At 54.4% G+C, this 2,549-nt stretch carries 2 rRNA genes (1 of these 2 running past the window's edge); both read left to right on the plus strand.

Annotated elements, in window-relative coordinates:
* Positions 1-2,304: ribosomal RNA gene (locus tag FS769_RS16655) — 23S ribosomal RNA — on the plus strand; it begins 908 nt to the left of the window's first position.
* Between the two features lie 100 nt (positions 2,305-2,404).
* Positions 2,405-2,521: ribosomal RNA gene (rrf, locus tag FS769_RS16660) — 5S ribosomal RNA — on the plus strand.
* The last annotated feature ends 28 nt before the right edge of the window (positions 2,522-2,549 follow it).

Here is a 2,549-nt window from a genome sequence, read left to right on the forward strand (position 1 = left end):
ATCGTGGAGGACCGAACCCACTTAGGTTGAAAACTGAGGGGATGAGCTGTGGATAGGGGTGAAAGGCCAATCAAACTTCGTGATAGCTGGTTCTCTCCGAAATGCATTTAGGTGCAGCGTTGCGTGTTTCTTGCCGGAGGTAGAGCTACTGGATGGCCGATGGGCCCTACAAGGTTACTGACGTCAGCCAAACTCCGAATGCCGGTAAGTGAGAGCGCAGCAGTGAGACTGTGGGGGATAAGCTTCATAGTCGAGAGGGAAACAACCCAGACCACCAACTAAGGTCCCTAAGCGCGTGCTAAGTGGGAAAGGATGTGGAGTTGCTTTGACAACCAGGAGGTTGGCTTAGAAGCAGCCACCCTTGAAAGAGTGCGTAATAGCTCACTGGTCAAGTGATTCCGCGCCGACAATGTAACGGGGCTCAAGCACGCCACCGAAGTTGTGGCATTGACATTTTTGGTAGGCCTTCGTGGTCCAGCCGTGTTGATGGGTAGGAGAGCGTCGTGTGGCGAGTGAAGCGGCGGGGTGACCCAGCCGTGGACGCCACACGAGTGAGAATGCAGGCATGAGTAGCGAAAGACGTGTGAGAAACACGTCCTCCGAAAGACCAAGGGTTCCAGGGTCAAGCTAATCTTCCCTGGGTAAGTCGGGACCTAAGGCGAGGCCGACAGGCGTAGTCGATGGACAACGGGTTGATATTCCCGTACCGGCGAAGAACCGCCCAAGCTAATCCAGTGGTGCTAAGAGTCCTAGCTCGGAATGTTGTTGATCCCTTCGGGGTGAAGGCACGTCCGTGTGAACGCTCGACCCCATGCTGGTGCGGCTAGCGTATTAACAGGTGTGACGCAGGAAGGTAGCCCAAGCCAGGCGATGGTAGTCCTGGTGCAAGTGCGTAGGCCAAGTGATAGGCAAATCCGTCACTTACATAGGCTGAGACACGATGCGGATAAAAAGTGGGTGATCCTATGCTGCCAAGAAAAGCATCGACGCGAGGTTCAAGCCGCCCGTACCCCAAACCGACTCAGGTGGTCAGGTAGAGAATACCAAGGAGATCGAGAGAATCGTGGTTAAGGAACTCGGCAAAATGCCCCCGTAACTTCGGGAGAAGGGGGGCCATCCACTTATTAGGACTTGCTCCGAAAGGGTGTGGTGGCCGCAGAGACTAGTGGGTAGCGACTGTTTACTAAAAACACAGGTCCGTGCCAAGTCGCAAGACGATGTATACGGACTGACGCCTGCCCGGTGCTGGAAGGTTAAGAGGACCGGTTAGCCGCAAGGCGAAGCTGAGAATTTAAGCCCCAGTAAACGGCGGTGGTAACTATAACCATCCTAAGGTAGCGAAATTCCTTGTCGGGTAAGTTCCGACCTGCACGAATGGCGTAACGACTTCCCAACTGTCTCAACCGCGAACTCGGCGAAATTGCATTACGAGTAAAGATGCTCGTTACGCGCAGCAGGACGGAAAGACCCCGTGACCTTTACTACAGCTTGGTATTGGTGTTCGGTGTGGCTTGTGTAGGATAGGTGGGAGACGGTGAAGCATTCACGCCAGTGAGTGTGGAGTCATTGTTGAAATACCACTCTGGTCACTCTGGATATCTAACTTAGGACCGTGATCCGGTTCAGGGACAGTGCCTGGTGGGTAGTTTAACTGGGGCGGTTGCCTCCCAAAATGTAACGGAGGCGCCCAAAGGTTCCCTCAACCTGGTTGGCAATCAGGTGGCGAGTGTAAGTGCACAAGGGAGCTTGACTGTGAGACTGACAGGTCGAGCAGGGACGAAAGTCGGGACTAGTGATCCGGCAGTGGCTTGTGGAAGCGCTGTCGCTCAACGGATAAAAGGTACCTCGGGGATAACAGGCTGATCTTGCCCAAGAGTCCATATCGACGGCATGGTTTGGCACCTCGATGTCGGCTCGTCGCATCCTGGGGCTGGAGTAGGTCCCAAGGGTTGGGCTGTTCGCCCATTAAAGCGGTACGCGAGCTGGGTTTAGAACGTCGTGAGACAGTTCGGTCCCTATCCGCTGCGCGCGTAGGAAGTTTGAGAGGATCTGACCCTAGTACGAGAGGACCGGGTTGGACGAACCTCTGGTGTGTCAGTTGTTCCGCCAGGAGCACCGCTGATTAGCTACGTTCGGGATGGATAACCGCTGAAAGCATCTAAGCGGGAAGCCGGCCTCAAGATGAGACTTCCATACCATTTATGGTGAGAGGCTCCCAGCCAGACTACTGGGTTGATAGGCCGGATGTGGAAGCGTAGTAATACGTGAAGCTGACCGGTACTAATAAGCCGATGACTTGATAACACACCGTTTTTGGTGCTTGCGTCCACTGAGTGGTTCTCGATGTACGGTCGGGAACACAACAATGAAATATCGTTGTTGGTTTTTGAAACATCAATAGTGTTTCGGCGGCCATAGCGAGAGGGAAACGCCCGGTCACATTCCGAACCCGGAAGCTAAGCCTCTCAGCGCCGATGGTACTGCAGGGGGGACCCTGTGGGAGAGTAGGACACCGCCGGACTTCCTTTAAGTCGAAATGGCCACCCAAA

It is taken from the genome of Microbacterium sp. BH-3-3-3 (genome assembly GCF_007679045.1).
Taxonomy (GTDB): Bacteria; Actinomycetota; Actinomycetes; order Actinomycetales; family Microbacteriaceae; genus Microbacterium; species Microbacterium algihabitans.